This is a genomic window from Nostoc sp. 'Peltigera membranacea cyanobiont' 210A (assembly GCF_002246015.1).
In the GTDB taxonomy this organism is placed as follows: domain Bacteria; phylum Cyanobacteriota; class Cyanobacteriia; order Cyanobacteriales; family Nostocaceae; genus Nostoc.
The window spans coordinates 18,998-44,233 of record NZ_NOLJ01000020.1 but is presented as its reverse complement, the minus strand read 5'-3'; the positions used below and the strand labels follow the sequence as shown (position 1 = coordinate 44,233).

Here is a 25,236-nt window from a genome sequence, read left to right as displayed (position 1 = left end):
ATCATTTCTGCGATCGCTGAAGGATTTATATCTGGTTTATACCCAACCTAAATCCTCTAAAGCTTGACTAACCTGCGGACGTAATTGCCAGTACCATTCTCGTTGAGTAGTAGTTTCGGTATCTTCCAGAGTTTTCCAATAACCAGAAGCCAACATTAGTGACCAGAACGGTTTACCATTGTCGTCACGTTCAGGTGGCAAATAGTTTAAGTAATTTGCAAGCAGTTCTGCTATTCTGGCGTATTGGAGATTTGCACCACCAAAATGCTCATATTCAGCTGCCTGTGATAACCCAGTTGCAGTGATAGTTTGTCCAAGTGCATAATAGTGAGCTTTGAGCATAAGTTTATGGCTATCCGTCAGTTGGCTCCTGATGGCTACAAAAGCTTGCTTATAATCGTCCACTGTCGGAAAATCAATAGCTAAAACCTCTTGGATAACATAGCTTTTGAATGTGTCTATGTCCGTAAAATAGCGATAACCAAGACGATTTGCAGCTGATTCTATTTCCTTATCTGCATCAATTAGCAGGGTAATTGGTTGACTTTTCCCTGACTGCAAGCCATTGGGCCACGCTAAATCAAGTACTGCACTCACTGTTCCTGTGGAATCAGTAATTTCGTACATCAATTCACCAATCGGCAATCCCTGCTTCTGTACCCATGCATTACATTCTTCTAGAATTTTTTCGTCAGTCAGTGGTACAACCGCAGTGGAGATTTCAACGACTTCTTGCTCTAAGATTGAATGTGTCATTTTTGGTTCTGGAATATCCCCAGCTAATAGACTATTCAAAAAGCTATTGGCAGCTTGAGCTAGAAGATCGCGACGTGCGGCTAAGAAATAATGGTAGTTTTCAATTTGCCACAAACTGCGTTCCATCGGTATCCAGTGCGTTGCGATCGCATCGGGTTGGATTTGCTCGAATGCCTCGAAATACTCTGAAGGATGTCGGTTTGAGACTTTGAGGTTGGTTTCTTGGGTTAGAAAAGTGAGGTTAGCGATCGCATTAACTTCGGATTTTGGGTATCCGCCTTTATAAAGTAGCGACTTGGGGAAAATATGATGAACTTGCAAGCAGCTATGCTTACCTAGAAGATGTTTGGATAGTTCAATGCCACTATCCCAATCTTGTGCTTGATGCACGCGGGTAAGCATATAAAGTAAGGGGTAAAACCTTGCTCCCATACCCCAGCCTTGAAAGTCAATAGCTTTGATTTCCAAGTCCCCGCGATTTTGTCGTAGGTTGGCGATGAGTTGGTCTAGCGGGTTATCTTCAGATTCCAATACGTGTAAATCTTGGGTTAAAACACTCTCAGTTGAACCTGCGTACCGTCCCCACAGTAAAGTATGTACATACCAGTACAATAACTTGTCGCGTTCTTTGTGATCTCTAAGATGTCCGCCACGCCCAACAAGGTAGCGCACCATGACAGGAAAGGCGTAAATGCCGCCCAGTACGCGATTGTGGTCGAGTCCAAGCCGACCAGAAATCAGGTTGAGCAGCGTATCAATAGCTTTTTCTGCCTTGTATAGCCCGTCCTGAAATGTCACAGTCTTGACATCTTTGAGTGCGGAAAACATTGCCTCTCCGGTGATAACTGCATTGATGCACCGGAGCAACCACTCCAAACGAAACTCAAACCCTGCTTTTTTCCATTTTGTGAGGCGTGCTTTGAGTTCGTTGCGAGCATCAGGCCATTGAGCGCAAATTTTTGCTAGTGCTAAATCACCTTTAGATAGCTTGGTTCCTCCACTGTTGACAGTGTTGAAAATTTCCACAACTACATCAACTGTTTTATCTTCACCACTGACTTCTTCAATATGCAAATTGATATTTTTAATGCCTTCAAGCTTATTCAAACTATTAATGTAAGTGGTCAATTTAGGAGCCAGTTCTGAAACTTTTAGTAACCGCTGAATAAAAATTCCTACACCTTGTTGCATCAATTCAGTGACATTCACCCACAAAGGGTTCTCCTTCATTTTCAGGGGAGCGTAAAATTCAAATATTTCTTCCTCCAAGTGAAAATGCAAACCAGTGAAAGCTTCCACATTGCCATCAAAAAACTGAGGCGGTTTGCCCCGCACGATCCCATAGAATGAGGTGATGCGCTGTTGCCCGTCTAGTAGCAGTTTAACTGAACCCGTAGAAAGCTTCCCATTGCCACGAGCATGGTCAATTGCTTGTTCAGTTTTAGTTTCCCACACTAATAAGCTACCGATGGGATGCCTGCGATATAGTGAATTCATTAAACCGCGCACTTGATCGCGATTCCAAACGTAACCCCGTTGGAATTCTGGTAGGGCAATACTGCCCATGTCAATTTGGTCAAGGATAGTAGTAATGTTCATAGGCTATTTTTGCTCTTTTATTACAAGTTCTATAACCGGGTATTTACTTAAAAAATCAGATACTTTAAATGATGAGATAATATTTGGATTGCCTTGAAAAAGCTGATACATCATTGCTTATTACATTCTGATATAGCAGCCCGATTTGATTTTTGAAATTACTTGCGTAGGAAGGGAACAGGGAATAGAGAAGAAGGGAGTATAAGTGTACTGAGTTTTTTCCAAAAATCAAATATGGTTCCTATATCACTATTTTTTTACTATTGCAATATCATGAATTGCCTAAAATATCAACCAAATAAACTGCTATTCTACTCCCTATCTTTGAACCATTGGTAACAAACAAGTTGCACCTATTCTTGCTAAATCATTATTAGATCAGCTATGGATATATAGGTTTTACCCCCTTGCCACCATTAGGAGTTTTGCAATACCAACGTAAATCACAGCTTTTACAATCTTGTTCACTAATATCGCCCGGAGCGGGAGCCTCCCATTTGTTAGTACAACGTGATTGTTCAATCTGATTTACCGTCTTAGTAAACTCATTTATCGCCACTTGAATTTCGCTAGGCTCAATACTGACTTCCACAAGAGCATTGACGGGACGTTTAGATGGGCAGGTAGATCCGTCAAGTTCGTTAAGGAAATACAAAACCGCTTTTCGTGGCAAAACGCCGTGCTTGCGTTGGTAGAGATAGGCATAAACTCGCATTTGGAATTCATACGTCTCTAAGTCTTTAGGCTTTAAACCAACGCGACTACTACCTTTGTAGTCCCACATCTCGCAGTTTGCAGGGTCTAAGTTTTCATCACTTATATCTACAAGCAGATCCACAACTCCATGAAGAACATGATTAGTCTGATCTGCCTGCAATCTATGTTCTGTGTCTTTAACGCGTGGATAAAGTGTCGGGCCTTCGAGAGCATTGAAATATTGGAGAATCTTTACAGCTTGAACTCGCGTATCCGATCTAATAGCCAGAATTCCTTTGCTATTCAAACCATTCTCAACCTGAATAAAATACCTGATAATATCGCTTGGAGGTGATGGTACTGCTTCCCCAGTCTTCTGTGCGCCTTTAACTTCATTAAAATAGTCACGAATCTCTTCTTCACTGAGAGTAAGTCCATTATCAGGAAGCAAGCCTTTGTTTGACGGATCAACTATTCCATGATAGTGGGCATGACAGCGATCTAAAACTTGGTGAATTATAGTACCGAAGTAAGTTTGAGTTTGCTGGGCAGGTGCATATTTGTGAACATTAAAAGCACCATACTGACGGGCGCAGCGCCGAAAAGAAACGACATCTTGAGTAACACTATATCGGCGTTTCACCACAGTATTATTAGATAGAGGTACAGAAATCCCTTTAAATGGTTTTGTCATAAATAATTTATTCAAATTACGAGTGTATTTTGTCGAAAATTAGTGTAGTTACGTCCAGGTGCAGCTACATGATTTTTAATATGATCTTGTGTGCCAACTAAAATTAGACCATGCTGTGCGCGTGAGTAAGCTACATATAGTAAACGGATATCATCTTCAACCGCCAGTAATTCTGGAGTTCGTGTATTTCTAGGATAAATATCCTGCCTAAATGGTTCTAAATCTCGCTCCAGAATTTGTGCGGCTCCAACCTCTCCTCTTTTACCCAGTTGTCCAACTAAGACAAAAGGAAACTCTAAACCTTTAGCTTGGTGAATAGTCATTACTGGTAGATACCCTTGGGGTACAATTACTTCTTCATCTTCGTCATCATCAATCCCAGCGTCTATCAGGTAGCTTATAAACATGCTGTAAAAACGATGCAGAAAACCTGGATCAAGATCAGTTCCATCTGAGTTTGAGCGCAAACCATCTAATTTAAAACTGTGATATCCATCAAAAAGACGACTAACCTTAGAAAGACGTAAATTTCTTACAGGGTCTTGTTGCCATGTTTGAAATGGTTCTAGGGCGAGAATTCGATAGATAATTTCTAGAAGATTCAGGTTTAGAAAAACACTTTGATTGTTGAATGCACACAACTTGGGCAGTTCTTCATTACTACGTTTTAAGTAGTCATCTAATTGTTGTGTGGCAACCTGAGATTTACTTCTAACTATATCCAATGTTTTAAACCATTCATCAATGGTTGCAACCCATGATAAAGGTTTTCCAGTTGGATCTTTGTATTTATAACTAAAAGTGTGTTTTCTATCAATCACCTGTACCAAAGCAGCAAGTAAACACTGCACTTCTTCGCTTTCCATAAATGACTTTGAGCGAGGATTATAAACGGGAATATTATATTTCTGGAATGCAGCAAGATACAATCCGGCGTTGTTTTTTGAGTCTTTAGCACTACGCATCAGCAAAACACACTGGCTAAGATCAGATATGATTCCATCACCTATTAAGTGGTTTTTGATTAAACTGGCAACAGCATCTGGTAAATTACCTGCGTTTTTCTGAGTTATCCAAGAAACAGCAGGGTATGAGCCAGTAATGGAAGATGCTGCATTGACTGGATTTTTACCGGGCGCACGTACCCCAGAAGTTTTCATTTCTGGAAAAGAAGTGATGTAGTCGTTAAAAAAATTAACGATACTAGAGTGAGAACGGTAGTTTTTATCTAGTTGAATTTGTTTAGGAGATACACCGAATGCTGCTAGGCAAGCTTTGTCAAAATTAACCATGCAAGATACATTTCCACCTCGGAAACGGTATAAAGCTTGGTCATCATCCCCCACTACGGTAATACTGTGTGGTGTCTGGTTAGCAAGGGCAAGATATATCTGCTCTTGGATTGGATTAGTGTCTTGGTATTCATCAACGAGTATGTGCAGCAGTGGAAGCTGATTTTGACCATCTCCTTCTAAAAATCGTTTACTAGCAGAAGAGGTTAGGAATTCAAGAAAGCAAGCTTGAAGATGAGCAAAGTCACAACGATATTTATCCCGCAATGCTTGAGTATATTGCTGGTAAAAACCTGCAAGAGTTGCCCAGTTTTCACCAGCCAAAATCATCTTTTGGACATCAACATAATCTTCTACAATATGGTTAAAAAGTGTGACTGCTGCCTTAGCACGCTTCCACTTGTTAGGAGGATATTTTTTGTCTCTCCAATCACGAACAGCATGAGCAAACTGTGTCCAGAAGTTTAAATCTTGATGATCTGCAATTGAAGCATGACGATAAACAAATAGATCCTGTTCTACCTGATCGAGAAGTCGAACATTTTGATATTTCGGATAACGGTATTCTTGGAGGATGTCATTACATAGGCTATGCAATGTCCCTATCCTTATCTCTGCTAAGTCTACGTCTCGAAGACTAGAATCGGCGTTCTGTAATGCTACCAAGTAAGTAGCCAATCTGTCTTCAAGGTTACGCGCTGCCTTTTGAGTGAAGGTGGTTAACAAAATTGAGCGTGGTTTAATCCCATCTACACAAAGCAGTTTTAAGGTGCGTGTAACCAATACCTCACTTTTCCCTGAACCTGGCCCTGCTATCAGCCATAAAGAACCTCCGCTATACTCTACAGCTTCCTTCTGTTTGTTATCCAGGTCATAACCACGAGCATTAGATTGAGCAATACACGAATGAAAGGTAGTTAAGTTAATCATTTATAAGAAAGAGTTTTAGGTTAAACATTAAATAAAGTTCATCCACTAAGCTAGCATTCCGAGTTGAAGTTGTTTTATTGATGTAATGATGCAGTAGTATTTGTGGTTGTCTTAAAAAAGCTAATAGGTCATAACATCTTGCTTAAAATAGTCAGATTCCAGGAATTCGACATAGGATATTTCTTATAACCAAGCTTTCAAATTGCATTTGTAAAGCTTGAGCAGTTATTGGATCATTGAGTAATACACCAGCTTCAATATTGCGCTCATGAGCCGCTTCTGTAAAATTGGCGGAGGTAACAAGTACACGCTGCTTATCTACAACAACACACTTGGCGTGTAAACAAGCTTTTGATTCCACACCCAGCGTCAGCGATCGCGGATCGTGAAACACTTCAGGTAGTCTTTTTCCTGGCCAAATATCTTGACGAAAACTACTGGCAAACTCACGCAGTAAAGTAGATGTTGGCACTTCACTGTTGTGTGGTCGGTTGACGTTAAGAAACATTCGCACATTTAGTTCTGGGGTTAAATCCATTCGTTCTGCCAGCACCATAAATAACTCTCGTGCTTTTTGTTTTTTATCAATAGCAAAGCTAGAAATGAGAACGCTTATTTTGGCAGTGCTAAACAACTCGCGCACAACAACACCAGTGTCACGGCTTTGAGAACCAGAAATTTCTGGGCCAGTCCAAACCAAATCAACGCGATCGCTCACAGCTTGGGATGTACTTCGTTCCTCTGCCAGCAGTCGCAGCGTGTAAGCAATATGCTGAGAATGTACGCCCATAACATTGAGGCGGTTGAGTTCATCAACTATGTCTCGATTTAAAGCCGCAGGGATGTAGTTAGCTACATTGGATATAGAAAAGGGCGGGGAAAGTCTGCCAGTTTCTAAAGCTGCTGCCAAATTAACGAGGGTTGGACGACTGAGGTTGAGAAAACCCATTAAACAAGTACCTGATCTGGAAAGAATTCTGCTCCTAGTCCTTCAACAGTAGCCACAACCAATGCTCTATCGAGAAACTCATTGCGGCGTTCGCAGGAGGTTTCCGCGATCAGTAGGCATCCGTGACAAGCAGATCCGTGTAAAAATCTTTCCTCTTGTACGTTATCTGGTTGATGTTGAGCGCATACTGGATCGTTAGAACAAAGTTTTCCCAACTCTAGGGCAACATTCAAATGTTCTTCAAGTTGATTCCCTACTTGTACAAGTCCCCCTAAAGTCCCCTCAGAACCGGGAGAACCAGTATATAAAAGGATGCCATAACCTGCATCACTGGCATAGATGCGTTCACGAATTGAACTAGCAGCATAACCACACTCCAAAGACACTGCTGTAATCAAGAGGTGTGATAGGGAATGGAGCATAATATAAGGAAGTCCAGGGAAAATGGCTTTTTCAGGGGGAATGCCTTTGCGATCGCGCCAGACATTGAAACCCCTTTCTAATTTTTGCCCCTGTTGTTTAACAGCCTTCCGTTGCTGCCAATCTTTAACAGCTTGTTTGTTGAAGGCAATAAACACCCCTTCGCCTTTATTCTCAATCGCAGGCACCCATTGACGTTCAAAATCCAAATCAGCACGCCGCACATTAATGCTTAAATCATCAATTTCTCCTTCAATATTAGGGATGGATGCCTCAAAACGGGTAAAGCCAACTTGGGCAATCACTTCTCGCAGACGATGCACCAACACTACCTGTTCTATAAATGGCAATAGTGCTGGATTGAAATTGTCTAACTTGCGTTTACTAGCGTAAAACTCGTCATTAGAAGTACCTATTTCTGCTGAACAAGAAAGTAAGGCTTCAATTTCTACTTGTTTGATGGTTTTAGAATCGCTGCTTCTTCCACTTTGACGGCGTTGAATTTCTGCCCAAACCAACTCTGCTCCAAATTTAGTTAAATCAGCATACTTAGGATTTCTTTTCAGATTTTTTTGCACTTCATCTAAGTCTTCCAAATATTCCAAGTCCTGTAAGTAATGGCGATCCACTACTTTTTTCAATTGCTCATCAGCATCTGGTATAGAAATCACGCTGAGGGTTTGAGCAAAATAAGCGTTACTAGCAGAACGTACCAAAAGACGGTTATGTTCTGGTTCGTTGGTTTGGACAATATTACCTGATTTATCTGGGACACAGACCCAACAAGGTTCCTGAGCTTTAGCACCCAGCCAAGGACGATGCCCTTGGCATTGTCCGAAAACTTTGGAATTTTTGGCTTTAGCTATGGAAAGTGGACGACGGGGTTTTTTACAGCCATCACAGCGCACAAAAATTTCTTCAAAGTCATTGCCAGAGCCACCTTCATCTAGCCACAGTTGTCCCCGACAGGTGGTTTTAAAATCATTATGGGCAAAGGCGTACCAGTCTATATCGCTCAGATGTCCATTTATACAAGCTTGCACAAAGCGGACTGGTACGTATGACACGCGCTGTCCTTCAAATTTTGATCCCTCCTTGACTGTTCGCCAATTAGCTAGGGGACGGGTACGGTAATCTTTCCCGTTGAAGCGAATGGTTTGATCGACTTGAGCTACAAACCAAGCAGGAAAAATAAATGCATCCACACCAGTGAGGGGCATGTTAGGGTCTGAAGTCTCTCGTGGGGGGCTAAATAGTTCGATATTCTTAACTTGCAGCATTTCGCAAACTTTATCTTTCAAACGGTCTTCACGAATGGGCTGCATTTCGCCTTTCCAGTAGGTCAATCCCCCAATTACTACCGAGTATTTAGGTAAATCTACCATCGCTCCTGGGCCAAAGGTTGATAAAAGCTGGCTTTGGCGGATTTCTGCTTGTGGTTTTATTTTATTATTTGACTTCTTCATTAGGGATTTCCAAGAAATAAATTATCCAAATCAACAAACCACAGAGACAAGGCAGCGCGGTCTTCTCTACGAGACGCTGCACGATGGGGATTTCCCCCATGAGCGACTGCCGCGCAGAGAACACAGAGAGAGGAGAAATTGAGAGGATTTTTGCGTCAGTTTTGGGATATTTTTTGATTTGTAAGTCCATTAAACTTCTTCCTCTATTTCTAAACCAACAGGGTCACGCACAAAAAGTTTCACTACTGGCTCGACATCCCGCAAGCTGCGTTGGGCTTTGAATTTTTGCCGATCGCTACTTTCTTTGTCTGCCTTGGGGTCAAGGGCATCAAGTAGTAAAGGGGCTGCCATCTCTATTTCATTGCGTTGATATTGTAGGCGTTGGTCTTGCACGGCAATATGTTGCCATGTATCTAAACGGTCTATAACTTGTCGCCGGATTTCTTGACGCAGACTTTCGGCTTCATCGGCTTTTAAGGGGCTATGTCCTTCTGCACGTTTAACGATCGCATCCACCACAAAATCTAAAAGCAGGCGATGTTGGGTAATTTGAGCAGCACCTAGAGGCGCTGTCATCTCTGCATTACCTAATCTGGCAAGGGCAACGGTAACACCTGATAAACCCCGATCGATGGCGCGGGGTGAGAAAGGAGTAACGCTACTTGCTTCCACTGTGCGGTAGAAAGTATCATGCCAGATTTGAAAACGTTCGTAGTGAGAGCGATCGCGCGGTCGGTGAATGTTGAGTAAGGTAACAACTAAACCAGGTTTTTCAGCTTCTCGACCGACGCGGCTGGTGGCTTGGATATATTCAGCAGTGGTTTTCGGCTGTCCTAAAACTACCATCAGCCCTAAGCGGGTGATATCTAGCCCTACGGAAATCATGTTAGTTGCTAGGGCAATATCAACTCTTTCTTTCTCATGAAAAGGTAAAGCTAGACGACGTTTGGTATTAGCAACTTTGTTAGTGCTGATGCGAGAGGTTAACTCTTCTGGTTCATCATCTATTTTGCGATCGCAAAATAAGCTAAACGGTTCTTGGTAGCGACGGCGATCGCCATAATGACTCAGGCGGGAGTTTACCTCATCTTCCACTAAGCGGCGACTACCACCCAATTCCCGCAGGGAATTAAAATAACCTAGCAGTGTCATATAAGGATCAGCAGGATTATGCGGATTTGTTTTTCCGCCAGCATCTTCCCAAGCTTGTTTAGCTGCTCCCAACAGGGCTAAGTATGCTCGTAACAGAACTACTTTAAGGCTGCGTCCTTGGGCTACAACTCCGACATAAAGCCGTCCCGGTGTTTTGGTAATTGGTACGGTTTCGGCAAAAAAGGAGTCGTGGCGATCGGGTCCAGGAGGCGGAAAAATATCTACTTGGCTGTGACTAAACAAAGCTTGAATTTGGCGCTCGGCACGGCGGACTGTAGCAGTGGAGGCAATAATCTTCGGTCGGATAGTTTTATCATTGTGCGTCACACTACACAGAACATCGATAACCGTTTCGTATAATCCCACCATTGTTCCCAGAGGCCCAGAAATCAAGTGCAATTCGTCTTGAATAATCAAATCTGGTGGGGGTAAATTTTTGTCTAAGGCTCGACCTTTGGTTTTAGCATCAGCTGGCCCGGTGAATCCGACTTTTTCATCAAAATGAGTTACCTTGCCAAATAGCGCTCCAGTTTGACCAACCCAAGGCAGATTCGCAAATTTATCAACGGTGGAAATTATGAAGCAAGGAAGCCGTCGATAGATTTGTTCATCTACGGCAATGATGGGTAGGGGGTTATTGCCTTTAAATACACAAGCAGGTTGACCATCTGCGTGTTTTTTGCGGTTGTCGCAGATTACCCGCAGGTCAGTAGGTGCATCGGCTAGTGGTAAAAGTTGAAACGATCGCGCTTTCAATCCCGTGCCACACCAAGGACACCTTTCTAGAGGAATCGGCTTTGGTTTATGAGGATAATGCCGATCAAATTCTTGAGTTCGCGCCCAAGCTGAATTATCTTTGTCGCCTTTTTTACCCATTTTATTGGGTGTGGCACCCTGGCCAACCCACAACCCAATCTCAAAGGGATGCTTACCTAGTCTAGGATTTTGCTGACGTTCTAGTTCTAAGGCACAGACGAGGGTTGCGGCTCTTTCCAATTGGTCTAGGGTCAGAAGGCGTAGAGTGTAGCGCATGAGAACGCTGACACCAGCAGAGTGGATACTAGGATCGCGCAGACGACGCAGCACGAGAGTGAACGCTGCCAACCCTAAATAGGCTTCGGTTTTGCCGCCACCTGTGGGAAAGAACAGCAAATCTACTATTTCTCGATCTGGATGTTCTGGTTGAGCAATGCTCAGGATGTTCAACAGCAGAAAAGCTAGCTGGAAAGGTCGCCACTTCGGTGGTGAAAAGTCTTCAGGGGATTTGTCTGGATTATCGTGAGTTAGGCGTTGTCTTCTAGCAGTTGCTAAGGCTTGGTTAGCAATTTGAAAAGCTTCTAACACCAGAGGATCGTCTAAAGCTTGTAATCCGGCGGCAATGCGTTGCTTAATTCTGCTAGCTGTGGTTAATAATTCACTAGCAATCTTTCCTTGGTGCGGTTCAGTGGGGGCTGCGGCTTGCTGTTGGGCAATCCATTCAGTATATGCAGTCACCATTGGGTAAACCATCTGAGAGATTGTTGCCGCGTCTTTTGCCTTAGCTAATGCTTCCATGCCTAGTTCTAGCCCCGGAATTTCTGCTGGTTCTACTCTGGCCACCTCTGCTGTGGGCATCCAGTTAGTACGAATTTCTTGACAAAGATAATTCGAGCTAAGGATAGTAATAGCAGAAACATTGTGTCCAACAGCATATTCGCAATCGTTGCGGTATTGCAGGCTTGACACCGCTTCGTCCCTGTCTTGGCTGTTTTGCCCCCGCAAGTTAGGGCGGGATACAAAAGCGTCAGCAGTGCGGATGGTAAGGCAGGCTTGAAAAATAAAACTGATGTCGTGCTTTTGGTTGGGATTGTTGCTGCGGTAGTTAACTAAGAATACTGAAACTGAACGCGTACCAACAGGGAGTTTTTGTTGAGGTGATGAAGGTACAGCCCGATTAGACACAAATAACTTTAAGCCGTTGCTGTCTGGAACTTCAATCTGAATTTTTCGTTGATTTCCCAGCAGAGAAATAGGCATACTAATGCAATGAGGAGAGCGTTGCCATAATTCTTGCTTGGCTGACTGGGGATTCTCGCTATCATCTAATTCTGTTTCGCTTTCAAGAAATTGGTAGTCACCCCACTGCACAGTTATATTCAGTTCGGTGGTATTTTCTGGTAGAAGAAAGCTCAAGCCAATGGAAGAAGGAAAGTGAGCTTTACGGGCTGAGGAGGTTTCGGGAGCATTGGCATCTTCATTAGTATCACTGCTACTAAGTTGTTCGAGTGTGTCATCTGCTGTTTCGTCCGATCGCACTTCAACAGGCGCTCCAAAAGGTACTAAAAACCCTGTAAGATACCACTTAGAAGGAGCTTGGGTGAGGATTTCCTCGGCATATTCAACATCATCAGGGGTTGGGCCCACCAAGTCTAGTTGCATGGCGCGGATTAAATGCGATCGCACTTCGGCAGATGTAGTCATAATATTCTCTGGGAATTCATTGGCATAACTGACGTTGAACCTGTTTAGACGGAAGCAGATGGGAAACCAGGAATAGTTAGATTCGTTTCTGTCGCTTTCCGCGTTTTTCCTGCCTTTTTAGTATTCCCTTTTACCTTCCCTTTCTCAGCAGCTTTACCGCCTAAAATTTCAGCTTCGGCGCGTTGCTGGTTGAGTTCGAGTAAACGGGCCAATACTTCGTCGTGAATTTCTTCAGGCCAACGGTAGCGCCAAGGCTTTTTCTTCTGGCGTTTGCTGGTGTTGTCGTCGTTTTCTTCGTCTTCGTAGTCAAGCAGGAAGGTGCATTCTGTGGAAATATCTGTCCAGCCGTAAGCATCAAGGACAGCCCGATCCATTTGGGCGTGGAGTAAGCGTAGTTGTAAAATATCGGAGTGGCGTTCGTCGGGATCGTGGAAGCGGTTGTATGTGTCGGTGAGTCCCTGGTTGTTGCGAACCATTAAGGCGGCGCGGTATTCGTAGTAAGTTTGACCAGCAGTTTCTAGGGTAGGGTTGGTTTCCCAGTTTTCGGGGAAGGGGAAAGTTTCAAAGCAGTCTGTAGGTGTATAAACAGGATCATCTTTCATTGATGAACCGAAAAATAAAGCCCAAATTTCATGTATGCGGGATTGCATCACACACAAGAAACCAATTTTACTATGTGTAAATACAATAATTTTATGGCTGAAAACTATATTAGTTGGTAAAAAAGTAAAACATTTATATTTACTTGTTTGTCCACAAACCAAAACACGCTCTAGAGGAGCAATGGTACGATAAAGCGCTAACTGTTTCTCAGCAAATTGCCACCAGCGTATACGATAAACATCTCTTTTTGATAAATTTCGCTGAGGTTTTACTTTTGTGTCTAAAATCTGCATTAAATCAGGATAATTCCAAGCATCTTCTTCACTCATATCAAAGAAGTTAATCACATAACGTTGATGTGCATGAGTCGGATTAGAATTAACCTCTTCACCCCCAATATAAGGAAAAATAAATTTTGCATTTTCAGATTTTTTTGTAATTAAATTGTGCATTTCTATAATTGGTGTTGCGTCAAGGTTATCATCATCAAAAGTAAACCCCATTCCTAAAACAACGCTACCTTGAAAACTTTTACCAGTATTTTCTATTAACATATTAGGATTTTTATGACCCCCTGCATGAAATAAAAATGCAGAAATCAAATTAACTTGTATTCCATCTAATATTCTTACCCCTTGATACTCTCCTTTAAAAACATGAACAACACTTACGACAACCGCCGCTAAACCCGGCCACTTCATTCGCTTTTGAGCATTGTAAATTATCCCGCCATCTTGACAAATATATCTTAAACCAGTGCTGCGAGTATCACCTTGAGCAATGGTATTTGTAGCAATTAATCCAAAACATCCAGACTGGCGTAAAAGGCTAAACGCTCGTCGGAAAAAATGCGCTACCAAATCAGCATTCCCATGAGATTCGGGATTAACAACTTTCAACCAATCCTGATAACCAGAAGCATGAGCATTTATTGTTGTATTCTTGCCGGCAAATGGCGGATTACCAACAATCGCATCAAAACCCGGATTCTCTCTATCAAATACCTCTGGAAATTCAATCTCCCAATTAAACGCCGGAACAGGTTTCTCACCATACCGTAACTCAGCACAAATTCGCCTGACATCTAAATCATCTTCTTGATTTTTCTGCCATTGGTAAAACTTCAACCATGAATTATCCCGCTCATCCTTTCTTGCCTTGTCCTTTTCCTTAGCGAAAAATGAAGCAATAACCAAATCCCCTTTTAGCCGAATATCACACAACTCTGTTTCTATATTGTTGTAAAAATCCCGTTTGGCTGCATAATTATCTTCATCCAAATTGTGAATTCCATTACGATAAAACTTTGCTTTCTCCATTGCTAGATTAAACAAAGTTAAGTTTGGGTCTTTATAAGTTTTGTCTTCATCCCAAGTAAACGTTTTTATTTGCTCAGAAGTTAACCCAACTAAAGAATCTCCCCACTTCAAAGCATGGTCTAAAAAAGTAAAAGGATGAGCCTTCGCCAAAGTCGCCAACCACAGCGATAACTTAGCCAAATTCACTGCAAAAGGGTTTTTATCTACACCATACAAACACCGTTGCGCTACTAACCGCCGCGCATAAAGTAACGGTTCTTCATCAATTGGAATTTCAGGTAATACGTTTTGCTTATTCCACGCTTCAACTAATTTTTCAGCCAACTGACGACAACTTTCGACCAAGAATGCGCCCGAACCCATCGCCAAATCACAAACTTTCAAGTCTAAAATCTGCTCTGGTGTGGGGTTTTCTCCCAAAGCAGATAAAATCGGTCTGAGAGTTTCTTTCACAATCGGCTCAGTCAAAGCACGAGGCGTATAATGAGAACCACTACGCCGCCGTTCTTCCCCAGGTTGCAAATACAGAGAACCCACAGGCATTAAACTCGGCGTTTTCGGTGATACCTTGCGTCCTAAAGCCGCCACTACATCCTCTGCTGTCCTAGCATCCTTTAACTCAGTTAGGGATTTACCAGTAATTTCACAACCTGCAACATCCTTTAAATATTTCGCGCGATCGCTTGCCTTAGTTTTGACAACTTCCTCAACGCTGACAACAACTGTCACTGAAGATTTGGAACCTTTGGGTTTGCTCCAAACACCGATAGCAGAACTACTTGCTCTTTCTACCTCGTAGCCCATAATCGCTTCATAGACGGAACCAATTTGTTCGACATCCAGAGAACGATAAGACAGACGTTCTCCATCCAGTACCAGCAACCCTTGCAATACTCTGTGAATTACGCCATCTGAAACGCGAGGGGGTTCAAGACTTTCTCCTGTTTGATATTCTGTAGACTGGAGACGACCTTCTAAAAACGGATATTCATCTGGGTCAAATAGTTGCCCATGACGAGCAGGTAAATACAAATCAGCATGACCGCCGCCGTCGTAAACGAGACGAAACAGACTCAGCAACCATGCCCAAGCACCATACCGTTGATCCATTGTATCCGGGTAGTTGCCTGCATCTTCTCTCAAGCGCTCGTAAAGTCCACTAACTGAGTAATAGCGTGTATAAACTGCATCTTGAGACATCAGTCCCCGGTCTTCAGCGTAAAGTAAGAATACCAACCGCAGCAAGATGGTAATCAGTCCACCGTAAATATGCTGAGGCGAAGTCGTAGCAATCTCATTCACTAAGCGGCTTTTAGTAGTTGTATCTGCTATTTGGAAGCCGCGCAGTAAATCCCATAATGCCTCTAATACCTGCTCTGCAAGCTTAATAGAGACATCGTTTTGATATTTCCGACTTTTTTCCAGGATTGCAGACAAACGACGCTCGCTAGGGACATTAAACAGTCGGTCAGCCGAGAGCAACATCTCCATTGCACCCAAAATCAGCCGCCCAGATACCTCACACATTGCCTGTACAGGAAAAGTCAGGTGTCCTGATGACTCTCCAAGTGGTGCATAAACCAAACGCAATTCTGTCCCATTGCACAATAGCCCAGTATAAACTTTTGTTTCTTTTAAAAGGCGCTCAAATTTAGACTGGGGGCTGGCGTGCCAACCAGTCGATTTACTATCCTCCGCGCCTGCATTGTCAAGTTCAGTACCATCAGAAAGCACCTGTACCAGCATCATCCAGTTGCCATTAGGGTCGGGTACAGCATACGTGGGTGTCAAAACTTCGTTGTAATCTAGGAGTGCGATCGCTAATGACTCTGGACTGACAACTAAATCTTCTGGTTGCCAACCTAAAACATTGATAGCAAAAGCAGGAAAGTCGTCAATTCCAAAAGTTTCCTTGCTATCACCGGGCAGAGGTTCACGTCTGGCAACTGTAGCGAGTGTTTGTTGCAGTTCCACCACATTGCGGTTAACCACAGCTTGGGCTGCTGACAATGCAGGGGGAGATACCACCAACCCCACAGGCTGGAGAAAGCCTAACCATTCTTTATGTAAGCGAATTTCTGGATCGTTTGCCATTGTTTACACTCCCTCTAGCCGGAAATCGGCCATAGATAAATTACGCCGACTGGCTCAATCCGCACTGCTTTTACTTTGTAGGCGGCTTCAATTCGGGCTGGTTCTGAAATTAGTTCGGTTGCGATCGCTTGAAGGCGTTTTTCCCAATGGCGACGGTCTGCATCCAATTGGCGCTGTTCTTCTATGAATGGAAGAGACAACTGCACTGCCTTAGATTCTTCTTGGCACTTGAGAATTCGCGTCTGTTGTTCTTCGAGAATCTTCTTCATCTCAGCAGCTTCTTTAGTACCCCGATTGGCCAGGTTTTTCTCAGCCCTCTCAGCTAAAGCTGTGGCGTGGCGTTCCAGATGAGGAATTAATTCTGCTACATCTTGGGCAGCACTTTTTTTCAATCGCTCTTTTACCGCTTCGGCAACTTCCAGCAAGTGAGGGGAAGCTAGGGAATTTTCCAGTAATTCCAGTACGTTGTCTTTCTCGCCTTCTCTTAAACGCTGAAGTTTCTTGCGTCCCCGACTGGTTGGGTCTGACCACTCTGCTGCGACTGCAATTACCTGATCGTGCAAACGAGAAGCCCGTTCACCATACAGAGCCAGGCGTCCCAGTGCAATCACTTTTGGCATTGGGTCATTAGTCAGACAAACACAAGCACGAGTTAATTCATCATGCAAGAAACCCTGAGCTAAAAACCTGCTCAGTAGACGCTGGACAATTCTGTGTTCTAAATGCAGATGAACTACATCCCCATCTAAAGACCCAGGATCTCGAAAGACTACAGGACGAATCGGTGCTTCTTTTCGCCATTCCCAAGGTTTTTGTCCGATTTTCCGAGGTGTTCTCAGGGTATCAAGTGTAGTTGACCATGTTGGATCTGCACCAGTACGCTGATCGAGAGCTGGAATTGTCCAACGCGCAGTTACAGGATTGTTAGCAACCTCATTCACATCTACAGGGGCAAGTGTTGGGACTCCCAGAATTTCTAAAGAAGCAGAGATGGCATTACGGAAGTGATTGTCATCTAGTCCCAACCATTTCCGCGATGCTTGCAACATTTCTTGTAAATTCTCTACTTGTTTAGTCAAATCCTGTTGGCGGAGTCTGGCTTGCTCCAGTTCTTCATTAATTACTTCTGTATTTACTGTTTCCTGGTTAAGTAGTTCTGCCTGATTAATCGAATCGGCAAGATTATTTACTTCTTGGTGGCGAATACCATTAGCGAGTAAGCGCGACACATTTCTTTCAACTACTGGTGCAAGGCTGCCAAGTTCTTGTTGAATCGTCACTGTTTTCCGCACCAGTACATCTAATACTTTGTCTTCTGTGCGTTGTGGTAAGACAAAGTAATAGCAATGGACAACAGGCGATCGCTGTAATTTGCGGTCAATCCGTCCATTGCGCTGTTCCATCCTCGATGGGTTCCACGGCACATCAAAGTGAAACAAGTCAGCACAGTTGTTTTGCAGATTTACCCCTTCTCGTGCTGCATCTGTGGCAATCAGGATTCGCAGGGGATGACGTGCCGGGTCAGCGTTAAATGCACTTTTAATAGCTTCGCGGCGTTCTTCTCCAATGCCCCCGTGAAATACATCTATGCGTTCATGTTCACGGTTAGAATTAGCGATCGCACTTTGTAATTGCTGTTGTAAATAACGTTTAGTATCTGTATATTCTGTAAAGATAATTACTCGCCGTTCTAACCAAGCAGCATTCGGCTGACCCAGATCGGGACAAAGATTTTGGCGAATCCACTCCACCAGTTGTTGAATCCTCGGATCTGGTTGGTAGCGAGAGGAATTAGCTACATCTGCCATTTCATCTAGAATTGCTAATTCACGCGCTGTTTGTCCGGCAGCTTGCATACTAGCTGCTGCCATCTGAGCATCTTCTTCTGCTTGTACTTCCTCTTCAGAGAATTCAGCCCGTTCGTCATCTGCACCAGGGGATTCAAACAGCAAGGGGAGACTGGCTTGATGTGTGAAGGGGCGGTGAGCCGCTTGCTTTTCCACCCCCGTCCGATGCACCTTTAAAGTCCGAGCAAATGCCTCTATGGAAGACAAAAGACGCTTTTGTAGGGAAGTGATTACTAACATCGCCGTAGTCTGGGTAGACTTCGCTGCATCTTTGAGTTTTTCCTCACGCAGATTGCGATATTGTTGCAGCAATCGGGATAATTTGAGTTCGGGCGCGTCTTCTGGCAGATTATCAATAACTATAGGAAGAACGTAACGTTGGGGAAACTCTTCTCCGATCTCTCGTAAATCTTGTTTTAAGCGCCGCACCATTACAGTGTCCAGCAACTTGCGATTACGAACAGGTACTCCTCGGCAGAAACGCTGGGGGTCGAGAATTTCTAGTAAGGCAGCAAAGCTGTTGGAGTGCCCATTGTGGGGAGTGGCAGACAAAAACAGCTTGTGTTCAAAACGCGGTGCTAAATCTCGAACAGTTTTGGTAAGTTGGGAATCAACGGCATACTTTGCACCACTCGCAGGTGCAGCATTATGAGCTTCATCAAGGATGAGCATGGAAGCAGCTGCAAAATCACCAAGCCAGTCCCGTAATGGTGCGGCATAGGTTTCATCTCGTAGCAAGGCATGGGAAATAATGAACCTAGTGTGTGTCATCCAAGGGTTAATTCCATAACCCCGTTCTTGACGACGCGCAGCTATAAACTCACGGTCAAGAATCATAAATGTGAGTCCAAAGCGGCTCTCCATTTCTTCTTGCCACTGCCTTACCACTGATGGCGGACACGAGATAACGACTCGTCTAACCTTTTGCCGCATCAGCATCTCACGCAGTATCAGCCCTGCTTCAATTGTCTTGCCCAAACCGACATCATCCGCAATAAATAAACCGACTCTCGGCATCAGCAAAGCTTTACGCAGTGGTTCTAGCTGATACGCTTTGACTTCTATACCTGCCCGGTAAGGCGCTTGAAAAAGCTTGGCATCTGTGGAGGTTACGCAATTCCACCGTAATGTGTGCAAATAAGCAGAAAACAGGCGCGGATTATCAAAACCTCGATTCGCTATCGATTCCCATGATGTCGCCCCTACGATTTTCGCATCTATTTCCCGTTCCCATAGGACTTCTAGAGATTCTCCTAACGCATCATCTTCTAAACAAGAAAGACTAACTTTAGTGTCTTGCTCTGGAGACGGTTTCGACACAACTTCTTCTACAAGATACTGCCGCGATCGCACGCGCACAATCTGTCCAGTTACAATGTCAGTCACTCGTGTCTTCCCCCTTGTAACTGGACTGGTATTATCCCTCCTCTAATCATGAAAAACTCACTCCCCTAAACCCTAATGCCTGGTTAGCTTGGAGTGCTAATCTACAACCATCTTTTTGAAAGTTGCGTTGCAGGTATAAAATAGCTTTTAATCTATTTGTTCTTTAGCACCTGCTACATCTTAATGATGTTATTTTATATACGTCTATAGCAAGTGGCTATTTTCAGCAGAAAACTTTGTAATTCCTAAATGAAGAGAGTCTAAAAAGTATAATCTACCTAATATCACATAGACAATTATTGGATTAAAATTAAATAGTAATCTATTACTCAGTAATATCACTTAAAATATTTAGGCTGAATTGCGTATACTTAAAGTAACCTGATAAACTAGCATTATTTAACCACTGTCAACCAACATCAAGAATTGCTCACAGAGATGGAAGCCCTCAAGTAGTTCTTGATAGAGAAAGTACCCTTGAGGGTACTGTGAATGGCTGCCATTCGTTTCTAGGATATTTTATAGAAGTTTTTTTCAGTGGCCACAGCGATGTCTTCTATTGAGGACAACAAAATAATTGTTTGGCGATCGCAAAAAGACGAGCGAATCAGTGTAAATTCAGAAATTCTTGAAATTAATAAAAATACTAACTTGCAGGATGATATAACCCCGTATTTTCGTTAAATTCCCATCCCATACCCGATTTATCCTTGCCCTTGCACCATGCCACAAAAAGCGGTGGGTGTAGCTTATTTCGCTGCTCGTGTATAGTTTCTACGCTTACACCAAGTCTTGAAGCTAAACCTTCTTCCGTTAATGGTTGCATTCGGGGAGTATGCACTTTGAAGGATGAATTGTTGTTGTACGATTTATTGCCCCGCCTCGGTTGGTTGTTGAGATGATTTTGAATTTTAATAATCGCCTCGGTAAACTGTGTCATTCGGGCTGTTATCCCCTCAATTTTTTCTGATAAATCGGCGAGATTATGGATTGCTGTGGTTTCGTTGCTATTAGATTCACTTGAAAACTGTGACTCGAGCTTATCAAGTCGTGAGCAAATAGCTAATATCGTTTCATTCGTCAGACCGGCGTTACTATTTTTACCAGCAACTAAGTACTCCTCAACACTTGCCTTAATCTTAGAGTCCAAGCGTTTATCTAAATTATCGCCACCAATTGCATCAAGGTTATCTATATCATCTAGGTAGAGTTCGATAAATTGGGTCAGCGTGGCTGTTGCCGTCGTCCCTTTCGACTTACAACGGGCAATAAACTGCTCCCACATCTTTTGGTCGCAGTTAAAAGATGCCAGTTTCTTGTTTTTCCCTGTTTGGCTCATGTCTAGGTAATGTCTAGGTAAATCTGGACTGGACACGACTGAGTGAGCGTGTCATCCCGAAAAGATAACTACCTTGACACTATCATTTTCGAGCGCATGAGTGCGCCCGCCGGAGACGATGGTCTCCGACCGACCGGAGGTCATCGCCTCTACCAAAAAGCAGTCAGATTACTACTGTCTGCAACAGTTAGTTAGCCACTGTTGGAGTTGTTCAGGAGTCGTTGGCGCACGCACAATTTGAGCAAAGCCTGTTATCGCTTTTGTAGCCAAATCAGGGGGTGACTTCCTGGCTAACGCATCCATTTAGTCAATCATATCTGCCAACAAATTTGTCATCTCTGACTGACCTTGTTTGCGGTTATCGTCATACTGGATTAATACATCCAGCTTGACATGACGGCTGACTTTTTGCGTCTTTCGCACATCCCCTTGGGTTGCTTCCAAAAGAGTTGTAATCCCACTGTGGCGGATGCGGTGGGGTGACATTAACTTTTTTACACCAGCTGCATCAAAATAATTGACAACAATTTTACGGATGCCGTCCCCAGTGAGGCGATGCCCTTTGCTGCGGTTATCAAGGGCGATAAATAAGGGTGAGGAGGCGGTGATATTGCCCCGGACTTGCAACCAATCACAGATAGCATTAACTGTTGCTACTGATAGTTTTACCCATTCATCATTCGTACCTTGCCCTTTTCCCAAAATCCGCAATCTGCTTTCGTGTGGGTCGAAGTCTTTAATATTTAATTGACTCACCTCATTACGTCGCAGTAAATTTTCCCACAACAGCCGCAACAGCGCATAATCTCTTTGGCCGTGAACAGTTGAGCGCTCAATTAGCTCGACTACACTGGCGATGGTTTGGGCATCCACCCCAGAGGTATCTCGATACGCTTTTACCTTTTCCAACTCTACATCTTCTAGCGTGTAGCTGCACACACCTAACTTGCGGGCAAACTTCACTAACGATTTAATGCTGCTGAGACGACGGTTAACCGTTGCTTCCTTCAACCCTATAGCCAGTAGCTTGGCCTTATATTTCAACACCACCGCCACCGCCCGTTTCTCGGTCAGGTGCAGAAATTCCAACACGCTGTCAACATTTGGCTCAATACCAGTCATCGCCACAAAAAATTTCCGCAAATCTTTCTGGTATTCGCGCCGGGTGCTGGGTGCGCGAATATTGGCGAGCATCAAAGCAATGACATCCTGTTCATCCTCTGTTGCGGCAAAATACCGCTCAATTGGGGCTTTGAGAGATTTTTTTAATGACTCTACCGCCGAGTCAAATCCGGTATCATCGTTTGCTTTTGGGGATGCCCGTCTGGGAGAATATGGAGTATCAGACATAGCATTGGGCGCGAAAATGGTAATTTTCGATATCAAATCTATTCTCTCTCGATTTGCCGTGCCTGACTCACTTTGGCGCGATAAATCTTCCATTAGACGTTCACAATCGCAATGTTGCTAAATATACTGCTATGGTATTAGTACTATTCGCTTGTTACCCAACACTTGACTGTACTACGTTATGTATTTTTACTGAATTATGATAGATGCGAAAATTAAACCATCCCAGTGGTTGGAATGGTTTAAGGGAATTATCAATTTTTCTTACTGATCCTTTTGCTTATAGGAGGCAACCAATTGTTGTTGGCGACAATTCAGGCATTCCTTTTAACTTGATAGTTTCGGCGACTTGGTTGTTATTTTGGCGTAATGAAAAGATAGGATTGCCCGTTAGCTTGATTTGAGCTTGATGCTATTAGGGTTGAGCTTCCAAGATCCGACCTATACTTCTTGGCGATAGTGCTGGCAACCCCCTGCGAGTAGCTTCTTCAGCAACTTGCATATGGTAATGGTGCTTTGAACGACTGGGTTTTCGGTTCTTGCTCCATTCGCTGATTTCGACAATTTTGCTCGCCTCTGCGCTCTTGCACTTCTTAGGTCTGCCTGCGTTCACACCTAATACATTATTTATCTTTGCGATCGCATCTTCCAAGGTTTCCGATGTTATGGTACAAGATGTCCACTTTTTCTTCCAGTTTGTTACTGTTTGCTTCGCTATACCAAGTTTTTTTACTATATTTTTATGATTTTCCCCACGATTAAGTTCTAGCAGGATGTTTGCTCTCTTGATCATTTCATCGCTGCCGGTGGCTGCTATATTCTCTAATACTTGCTTTTCAATAGGATTCAATACTTGAATATGAGGCATTTTAGTATTTACCCCGCTTAAACCTACAATTTTGCCAAATCGAATGAAGCCTGATATACTTTTTTTGTAGAGTTCATTTTTCCTAAAGATTCACTCAAAGCCCTGCTGCAAACAGGGCTTTGAGGAAAAAACAACCCCACCTGTTACTAAAACAGGACGGAACTTTGTTTTGTCAATTTAGTTATCTAGAGCCATCATATCATGAATTTACCCAGTTTGACAAATCTATCTTTAGATAGATGCTTTTTTTTAAATGCTAGTGCGCTAAATATCTCTTCAGTCGTATTGGTTTTCAATGGGTTGGGAATAATAGTTTACTGCGCGAGAAAATTCTCTCCCTTGAGTTTTTCTGGTAGTTAATCCTTTGCTATTTACAAGATTTAATTATTTTTTCAACTTGTCACTTTTTCCAAGGGATGAAAGTGCTATAAGTCTTGCTGGTTAAGATTTTTCTGCTTTCTGCTTAGGTTTTTCAAGATGGAACCTATCTTTTGAATGACAATTTGTGATCCGGAGTATCAATAATGTTTGAGGTGCAGAATCCGGCAATTGTATATATTTCTCCTGCGGAGTTGGTTATTCATCCGAAGCTGATAGAAATATATGGTGAGAATGAGGAACGTCCTGCTTTAGAAAAAAGTATCTCTGAAAAAGGGATTCTTGAATCTTTAAAAGTATCTGCACGTACTGGTGTAAATATCGTCTTGGCAGGTAAGTGTCGCTTGCAGATAGCTCGCAAGCTCTTAATTTCCTCTGTGAAAGTGGAATTTGTTGAGTCTGGTTCGCCTGAAGAAGATTTGAAACTAGTGCTTGACTTTAATCTCCACCGGGAAGGTGGGAAGACTCATTACCAGAAATTTCACGAGGGGCAGTACTGGGAGAGCGTACTTCGTCCCCAAGCGAAAGAAAGACAGCGCCAAAGCGCTCGTCGTTTGAATCAATCGAATGATTCAAATTTGAATCATTCGGTAACTGAGAGTAAGTTTCAATTAGGGAAGGGCAAGCGAGTGATTCAGGAGGTCTCGGAGAATCTAAATATAAGTGTTGGTAGTTATCACAAGGGTAAGAAAGTTTTTGAATTAATTTCTCAATTACGAGAACTGGAAAAATTTAAGGCAGTTGTTGCACTGGAGATGGAATTTAACCGGAGTATTGATGCAGCATACAAGTTTGTTTGCAATCAAGATATCTGTTACCAGGTAATAGACCTTCTGGAGGCTACGGAGATAGGTAGTATAGGCGATGGTATTGCTTGGATGCTGAATGGCGATCGCAATCCGTTTCGACGTTTCCAGCTTGACCAAGTATATCAATTCAAGAAGAGACTGCGGCCCGAATTGGAAATTGTGGGACGGGTTATTGATATAACTAATGAGTTTGTTGTGTTTGGATTGAGGAATTTAGGGAATATGAGCCTAGAAATTGTGAATCTACGTCCGCGACAAATTGATGCAGAATTGCAGGATGAACCATCTGCGTCACAAAGGAAGAGAATATTTCACTTAATGCAAAAGTTTAGTGATGTTTTCCCAGTTCAGGTGTCTTTAGCGGAGTTGTTAAAACTCCCAAATTTAACTGATAAAGAAGAGGTTTTATTGCGGATGTATGAGTCTGACGTATTTGAAAAAACTTGGGAAGATTATAAGACCCAAATGAAAGCAATGGAAGTATCTACAAATAGAAAAAAGGATAAGATTTGTGCTGCATAGGTAGCTGTAAGCAGTTAATCTAGCAGAGAATTTATCCCACAATTTAACATTACTTACTAGATTAGCATCTCAATACTAATTGCAATACGAGTTCACTGTTTTAAGTGCTGAACTCGTATCAAGATATTTGACTGTTTTTTGTTTTTTAACTCGGTGGTGGAGTATGAGTAATTTCATCTTCACCAGTTCTACTAATAAGAGCCAATGTGGGGTGACGCTTGTGGGTGTTACTAGCTTTGCATTGTTATCTCAAAACTCTTTTGTCGATTTAGTGATAACTTCGCTCAAACTGTCTCATTTAAATAAT

General features: G+C 43.0%; 15 protein-coding genes. 3 read left to right on the top strand and 12 right to left on the bottom strand.

The annotated features are described in order from the left end of the window. Positions 1-36 precede the first annotated feature (36 nt). From CDG76_RS35280 to CDG76_RS35235, 10 genes are all read right to left on the bottom strand, one after another. Positions 37-2,355 (bottom strand): GmrSD restriction endonuclease domain-containing protein, encoded by a 2,319-nt coding sequence (locus tag CDG76_RS35280; protein WP_094353458.1) that lies wholly within the window; start codon positions 2,353-2,355, stop codon positions 37-39. A gap of 382 nt (positions 2,356-2,737) precedes the next feature. Next, complete coding sequence (locus CDG76_RS35275; protein ID WP_094353457.1) at positions 2,738-3,745, bottom strand: PD-(D/E)XK nuclease family protein; 1,008 nt, start codon at positions 3,743-3,745, stop codon at positions 2,738-2,740. 11 nt (positions 3,746-3,756) lie between these two features. Continuing rightward, positions 3,757-5,967: an ATP-dependent helicase gene (locus CDG76_RS35270; protein WP_094353456.1), complete on the bottom strand. Its 2,211-nt coding sequence runs from the start codon at positions 5,965-5,967 to the stop codon at positions 3,757-3,759. Between the two features lie 151 nt (positions 5,968-6,118). Next, the gene (gene drmC / locus CDG76_RS35265) at positions 6,119-6,916 is read right to left on the bottom strand and encodes a DISARM system phospholipase D-like protein DrmC (RefSeq protein ID WP_094353455.1); all 798 of its coding nucleotides are present in this window, start codon (positions 6,914-6,916) and stop codon (positions 6,119-6,121) included. After that, positions 6,916-8,802, bottom strand: coding sequence for a DUF1998 domain-containing protein (gene drmB, locus CDG76_RS35260; protein ID WP_094353454.1), 1,887 nt, complete (start codon positions 8,800-8,802; stop codon positions 6,916-6,918). The genes drmC and drmB overlap by 1 nt, the downstream gene beginning before the upstream one ends. Further along, positions 8,786-8,992, bottom strand: a complete 207-nt coding sequence (locus CDG76_RS35255; protein WP_094353453.1) for a hypothetical protein — start codon at positions 8,990-8,992, stop codon at positions 8,786-8,788. Before CDG76_RS35255 ends, drmB begins: the two co-directional genes overlap by 17 nt. Continuing rightward, on the bottom strand, positions 8,992-12,414 hold the full coding sequence (gene drmA, locus CDG76_RS35250; RefSeq protein ID WP_094353452.1) for a DISARM system helicase DrmA: 3,423 nt from the start codon (positions 12,412-12,414) through the stop codon (positions 8,992-8,994). The genes CDG76_RS35255 and drmA overlap by 1 nt, the downstream gene beginning before the upstream one ends. Before the next feature lie 44 nt (positions 12,415-12,458). Beyond that, positions 12,459-16,430, bottom strand: coding sequence for an Eco57I restriction-modification methylase domain-containing protein (locus CDG76_RS39315; protein ID WP_094353451.1), 3,972 nt, complete (start codon positions 16,428-16,430; stop codon positions 12,459-12,461). 14 nt (positions 16,431-16,444) lie between these two features. After that, positions 16,445-19,663, bottom strand: coding sequence for a DISARM system SNF2-like helicase DrmD (gene drmD / locus CDG76_RS35240; RefSeq protein ID WP_223265537.1), 3,219 nt, complete (start codon positions 19,661-19,663; stop codon positions 16,445-16,447). A gap of 646 nt (positions 19,664-20,309) precedes the next feature. Next, positions 20,310-21,038 carry a hypothetical protein gene (locus CDG76_RS35235; protein WP_223265536.1) on the bottom strand — a complete coding sequence of 243 codons (729 nt, stop codon included), beginning with the start codon at positions 21,036-21,038 and terminating at the stop codon, positions 20,310-20,312. Between the two features lie 12 nt (positions 21,039-21,050). Between CDG76_RS35235 and CDG76_RS38005 the strand changes: the two genes are divergently transcribed. Beyond that, positions 21,051-21,197: a hypothetical protein gene (locus CDG76_RS38005; RefSeq protein WP_190241088.1), complete on the top strand. Its 147-nt coding sequence runs from the start codon at positions 21,051-21,053 to the stop codon at positions 21,195-21,197. Between the two features lie 108 nt (positions 21,198-21,305). On the opposite strand, the gene CDG76_RS35230 is transcribed toward CDG76_RS38005, so the two are convergent. Then, entirely contained in the window at positions 21,306-22,445 is a 1,140-nt protein-coding gene (locus tag CDG76_RS35230; RefSeq protein WP_094353450.1) for a tyrosine-type recombinase/integrase, read from the bottom strand. 113 nt (positions 22,446-22,558) lie between these two features. Between CDG76_RS35230 and CDG76_RS35225 the strand changes: the two genes are divergently transcribed. Continuing rightward, entirely contained in the window at positions 22,559-22,756 is a 198-nt protein-coding gene (locus tag CDG76_RS35225) for a hypothetical protein (RefSeq protein ID WP_094353449.1), read from the top strand. A gap of 11 nt (positions 22,757-22,767) precedes the next feature. Here CDG76_RS35225 and CDG76_RS35220 read toward each other — a convergent pair whose 3' ends face one another. Then, the gene (locus CDG76_RS35220; RefSeq protein ID WP_094353448.1) at positions 22,768-23,220 is read right to left on the bottom strand and encodes a helix-turn-helix domain-containing protein; all 453 of its coding nucleotides are present in this window, start codon (positions 23,218-23,220) and stop codon (positions 22,768-22,770) included. A 524-nt stretch (positions 23,221-23,744) separates the two neighbouring features. Here CDG76_RS35220 and CDG76_RS35215 point away from each other — a divergent pair. After that, a complete protein-coding gene (locus CDG76_RS35215; RefSeq protein WP_094353447.1) occupies positions 23,745-24,929 on the top strand; it encodes a hypothetical protein in 1,185 nt (394 codons plus the stop codon). Positions 24,930-25,236 lie beyond the last annotated feature (307 nt).

What these genes read in the sequence shown, in the direction of transcription:
- CDG76_RS35275 (WP_094353457.1), bottom strand. Translation starts at nt 3,745, where the DNA reads ATGACAAAACCATTTAAAGGGATTTCTGTACCTCTATCTAATAATACT.
- CDG76_RS35215 (WP_094353447.1), top strand. Translation starts at nt 23,745, where the DNA reads ATGTTTGAGGTGCAGAATCCGGCAATTGTATATATTTCTCCTGCGGAG.
- CDG76_RS35220 (WP_094353448.1), bottom strand. Translation starts at nt 23,220, where the DNA reads ATGCCTCATATTCAAGTATTGAATCCTATTGAAAAGCAAGTATTAGAG.
- CDG76_RS35230 (WP_094353450.1), bottom strand. Translation starts at nt 22,445, where the DNA reads ATGGAAGATTTATCGCGCCAAAGTGAGTCAGGCACGGCAAATCGAGAG.
- CDG76_RS35270 (WP_094353456.1), bottom strand. Translation starts at nt 5,967, where the DNA reads ATGATTAACTTAACTACCTTTCATTCGTGTATTGCTCAATCTAATGCT.
- CDG76_RS35225 (WP_094353449.1), top strand. Translation starts at nt 22,559, where the DNA reads ATGCGAAAATTAAACCATCCCAGTGGTTGGAATGGTTTAAGGGAATTA.
- drmC (WP_094353455.1), bottom strand. Translation starts at nt 6,916, where the DNA reads ATGGGTTTTCTCAACCTCAGTCGTCCAACCCTCGTTAATTTGGCAGCA.
- CDG76_RS35280 (WP_094353458.1), bottom strand. Translation starts at nt 2,355, where the DNA reads ATGAACATTACTACTATCCTTGACCAAATTGACATGGGCAGTATTGCC.
- CDG76_RS35255 (WP_094353453.1), bottom strand. Translation starts at nt 8,992, where the DNA reads ATGGACTTACAAATCAAAAAATATCCCAAAACTGACGCAAAAATCCTC.
- drmB (WP_094353454.1), bottom strand. Translation starts at nt 8,802, where the DNA reads ATGAAGAAGTCAAATAATAAAATAAAACCACAAGCAGAAATCCGCCAA.
- drmA (WP_094353452.1), bottom strand. Translation starts at nt 12,414, where the DNA reads ATGACTACATCTGCCGAAGTGCGATCGCATTTAATCCGCGCCATGCAA.
- CDG76_RS39315 (WP_094353451.1), bottom strand. Translation starts at nt 16,430, where the DNA reads ATGGCAAACGATCCAGAAATTCGCTTACATAAAGAATGGTTAGGCTTT.